Origin of the sequence: Marivita sp. (assembly GCF_020055635.1) — a bacterium.
GTDB lineage: Bacteria > Pseudomonadota > Alphaproteobacteria > Rhodobacterales > Rhodobacteraceae > Marivita.
The window spans coordinates 1-4,529 of record NZ_JAIPUT010000134.1; the positions used below are offsets into that span (position 1 = coordinate 1).

The window sequence follows — 4,529 nt, forward strand, 5'->3', positions numbered from 1 at the left end:
ATGATTAAAAATATCGTGGACACCCACCTTTTGAGATAATCTCGAGACCTGTCACGGAATAATGTGGACACTCTAAATTCCGCCGTTTTTAATGCAGCAGCGAATAATGTATAAAATGAAAGTTGTTAAAGAGGTTGGTATCGCTGGTTGGCGCCACGATCCTTAGGGTAATTTCAAATATCCCGAAAAAGTTATGTACTTTTTCTTCGAGAGACCTATACCCTTTGTTCCCTTTGTTGGGCTAAGGCTTAATGGTAGTGATGTGCCGTCCGATCAGCTTCTTGAGGTCGCATATAATTTCGACTCTAATGAGTTTTTCTGCCAAGCTGCTAACGACAATTCAATACCAGCTGATGTCGAGGAAGAATTCGACCCAGACTCGTTAGGCACCGATGCGGCTCGCGAATTTATCGCCGATCGGGTCGAGAGAAAAAAGCAATGGTATCTTTCGATCGGATGGCGTGTATACGAAGGCTAGCGATAAAATAACGGAGACATATATGGACGCCTCCCCCGAGTCAAGCCTGATTTAACGCTTCTCTGACTTACCGGGGCCGAACGCACCTTGGAATAAAGGAGACACCCATATCCTGAAGAGCCGCGCGATCTTCGGAGCATGATTTTCGGATCAGTCACCAGGCGAGCCGAGACGGCGGGTGTCTTGATTCGGATTGATCAATATTTGCTCAATTGCCGGACTTTCAGGCACACCAAGGCTGGCCTAGAGACCATCTGGGGATTCGCGGGGAGTTGGGGCGAGCTAGCCCGGACTGAACAGTGCCGCGGCTGCGGCCTGGCCCTTCAGGAAGGATCGGCCGAAGTCTTGAGCGAGGCTCCGCATCGACTTTCTGGTGCCGATGAAGCCATGGAACTGGCTTTTCTGGGTTCGGTTGATGAACCGGATGTAGTTCTCGGGACTTATCTTCAGGCGGTCGAGGATCGGCGGCAGATTATCCGGAATGCTGCCGCGCTTGCCTTCGATGATGGCGCGGCCGGACCAGTCGACCAATTCAAGGTAGTCACGGGTCTCGTAGGCGATGGCCCGTTCGGCGTATCGCGAGGTGGGCGTCCGAGCTTTACGCTGTGAGGAAGGAGATTTATACTTCTGTTGGGTAGGTGTGTCCTGGGGAGAAAGGTGTGTTTCGAATACTGACAGTTGCATTGTTTCTTTTTGTGCTGAACGCATTGTTTGCCGGATACTGCGCGGCAGACTCGGCTACCGGGACTCCGGACGCCATAGCGGCGAGCGACGGGCCGGAACCGATTGGTGATGCCACCGGCCGACCGGCCGGCTTTACGCCGGGAGCCTGGCAAACAGGCTTCGAGATGCCTAACGGGTGCTCATGGTGGATCGATACGATTGCGGCAGGTCCAAATGGAATGCTGTATCTCGGCGGCGGTGCGCGGGTCTGCGGCGGTGTAGCGGGCCGACTGTATTCCTACGACCCGGTAACCAAGCAATTTTACTCGCTTGGTGCCTTCACTAATCCAGGCGGTTCGTCACCAAGGGTTTTTGATATCACCATAGACGGAAATCATCTTTATGCTGTTGGCAGGTTCAAATTCATCGACGGCATCGAAGTCAATCATATTGCCCGCTACGATCTGTCCTCTGGAACGTGGTCATCGATTGGCCACGGAAATGAAAACGGCATTACCGTTGGTCTTCCGCGTGCCGTAGAGGCCGATTCCAATAGTGTGTATGTAGGTTTTGGGCGCGAAAGTGAATCTCGCGTTGGCTCGCTTGAGGTCAACAGCATCGCGCGCTGGGATATCAGCAGCCAGGCGTGGTCGGCAATGAATGGAGGTCTAGTCCTGCCGGGTGAGCTGGATCCAACTTCAAACCTCGCCGCTGTCCATGATCTGGCCTTGGTTGGCGGCACTTTGTATGTAGGAGGATCTTTCCAGAGCGCCGGCGGGGCCCCAATCGAAGGTTTGGCAACCTTTACGCCCGTTTCGGGCTGGTCGCAACTTGGGTCCGGCATCGAGGGTACTGTCGTGGCGGTAGAGAGCGATGGGACGACGGCGTATGCAGCCACGAATGATTCCGTTAGCGAGTTCGATGGCGCGACCTGGAGTACGGTTGCCTCCGATTTGAGTGGATTCGAATTGAGTTCGAGTTTGCCGAATGTCTTGCTGTTGACCGATGGATTCTTGTATCTGGGTGGTTGGTTTACCGCAGTTGATGGCTTCGAAGCAAGCAACGTGGCCCGCTTTAATCTGTCTTCACGGGAATGGGAGTCCCTCGGGACGGGGACGGGCAACGGCGTAACCGGAAGCATCATCGGGTTCCTCTTTCAATCAGCTGTCGACTCGCTGGCAAAGATAGGCGATGACATCTATATTGGCGGTTCTTTGACTGGAGCCGGAACCGATACGATAAATAACATCGCTCGTTGGAACGCCACAAGCCACGCCTGGGCACCGATCGGACCGTCAATTGGGAAAGGAGTCAGCGCACAGGATATTTGGGCGTTGGCGACGGACGGCACCGAAGTGCTGACTGCCGGACCGTTGACGCAGTCGGGCCTGGAGCCCACGCGATGGGTCGGCCGGTTCGATATTGTCACGGGTACCTGGTCCGCTTTTGGCGATGACTCGACGCGGGAACTGCTTGGCGTAACTTCTCAAATCGATTTTGCAGGTGATGAAATCTTCGCCAATGTGTCGGAGGGGCTTACGGACAGTATAGATAGTCTGTCGACATTCGAAAACGTCAATGGCATCGTGCGCTGGGACCCGGTGGCGCAGGACTGGGCGAAGATGGGGCCAGCCGACTCGCCGGGCTTGACGAATGCCGGCTCTACGGCGAGGTCGGTCCGGTTGGCGGGGGGGGACGACGCACTTTATGTCAGCGGTTTTTTCGGGCGTGCGGGGGATATTGGGGCTCACTACATCGCGGGCTGGGGCGTCCAGGAACAGACTTGGTCGGCGATGGGCGCTGGCCTCGACACCCCGGCTCGAAGTCTGGCCGTCGCGCCCTCAGGCGAGGTGTATGTCGCAGGTCCTTTCACTTCGGCCAGCGGTTATCCCGCCTACCATGCGGCAATGTGGGATCCAGCGGCCGAGATCTGGTCGGGACTGGGCGGTGGTTTAGATAACCTGGGCGGCCAATCCGGCACTTTTATTGAAGACATTGTTGTGCTGCCCGATGGCGATGTCGTTTTTGCCGGCCGCTTCAATATTGCCGGGAGTGTTGCTGTCAACAACATTGCACGTTGGGACGGAAGTCGTTGGCACCCGCTTGGTGACGGGCTTACCTTGGCGTCCGGCGATCAGGCGTTCGTCGGAGCTCTGGCCGTATCTTCCGCAGGCGAGGTATTCGCCGGAGGCGCCTTTGACCAGTCTGGTGATCAGCCTTTGGACCAACTCGGGCGATGGGACGGTAACGCTTGGTCGGCGGTCGGCCCCGGCTTTGCGGAAAGCGAGGTTGAAGGCGATTCGATTGACGGCATCGTAGTGGTCGGGCCGGACGTGTTCGTTGCAGGGGATTTTGGTCGGGTTGGTGGTGTGGTTGCCGCGAATTTTGCGCACTTCGTCCGCGACTTGGGTGGCCCGGACCTGAACTTGATTGTGACTGGCAGGACTTCGGGCGGGGATGCCACAGGTGCGCGGGCTGTTTTTTCAATCGATATAGAAAACACAGGTGGTAATAATGCTTTCGACACAGTATTTTCGACGAGGGTAGCGCCCGCGCCTTCAATCGTGAGCTGGACATGCGTGCCGTTTGGCGAAGGCCGGGCGCGTTGTCCGCAACCAGCTGGCAGTGGCGTGCCCGAGCTGGTTATCGACCTGCCGGCCAACGATGGTCTGCATTTCGAACTTCTAGTGGAGTCTGCGCCGCAAACGCTATTTCAGAATCTCTACGTCGAGGCGGAGACCACATCGGAGTACGGTGATCCGGGCAATTTCTCTGCATTTGCCAGTACTAGCGTGGCGGTCACGGACGAAGGCGTTTTCAAAAACGGCTTTGAGTTCTGAGTCCCACCGCGCGAAAGACCTGAAGTTGCGTGAACAAGGCGGACACTCATCTCGAAAAAGTCTCTGGCTTGAGTTCATAGTTCTATTTTCCGGTGTCTGAGCTCTCGTTTTCTTTCCTGAGTTTTTAATTGTGGACGGCGATGTTGGGTTCAGGTATCGTTCCCGGACTACAGGGCGCTCTGGGCTGGCGGAAGCGGAGCGCGATACACGTCAGGAGATTTTTATATGCGTTGCATGCGGCAGCGATTGGGCAGTTCTTCAGCCGACGTTTCGGCCATTTTCCTGGCGGACAGGAACATGCTCCGCCGGCTTTGCAGGCTGTTCGTTGTTGCGATCTGCCTTGCCGCCGTGAACCCTGCGGTTGCCTTGACCGAATGCGAGGACGGTCTGGACAATGACAACGACGGTTTTATCGATCTGAATGACTTCAACTGCGTCGACGCCGAGGACGACACCGAGCGTCCGACGGAATGCAGCGACGGAGTGGACAACGACTCGGATGGTTTCATTGACCTGAACGACCTCAACTGCGTCGACAGCGAGGACGA

At 56.1% G+C, this 4,529-nt stretch carries 4 protein-coding genes; 2 read left to right on the forward strand and 2 right to left on the reverse strand.

The genetic code is table 11. From position 1 onward, the window contains the following. Positions 1-193 precede the first annotated feature (193 nt). Positions 194-478 (forward strand): hypothetical protein, encoded by a 285-nt coding sequence (locus LCF60_RS23595; protein ID WP_292294977.1) that lies wholly within the window; start codon positions 194-196, stop codon positions 476-478. Between the two features lie 282 nt (positions 479-760). Here the strand turns inward: LCF60_RS23595 and LCF60_RS23600 are convergent, their stop codons facing one another. Beyond that, entirely contained in the window at positions 761-1,162 is a 402-nt protein-coding gene (locus LCF60_RS23600; RefSeq protein WP_292294978.1) for a hypothetical protein, read from the reverse strand. On the opposite strand from LCF60_RS23600, the gene LCF60_RS23605 reads away from it, so the two are divergent. Beyond that, positions 1,162-3,981, forward strand: coding sequence for a hypothetical protein (locus LCF60_RS23605; protein WP_292294979.1), 2,820 nt, complete (start codon positions 1,162-1,164; stop codon positions 3,979-3,981). The genes LCF60_RS23600 and LCF60_RS23605 overlap by 1 nt on opposite strands. A gap of 258 nt (positions 3,982-4,239) precedes the next feature. Here LCF60_RS23605 and LCF60_RS23610 read toward each other — a convergent pair. Next, a partial coding sequence (locus LCF60_RS23610; protein WP_292294980.1) for a hypothetical protein occupies positions 4,240-4,529 on the reverse strand: 290 nt, incomplete at its 5' end.

Excerpts from the sequence above, each read along its gene's own strand:
- LCF60_RS23595 (WP_292294977.1), top strand. The coding sequence starts at position 194 with ATGTACTTTTTCTTCGAGAGACCTATACCCTTTGTTCCCTTTGTTGGG.
- LCF60_RS23600 (WP_292294978.1), bottom strand. The coding sequence starts at position 1,162 with ATGCAACTGTCAGTATTCGAAACACACCTTTCTCCCCAGGACACACCT.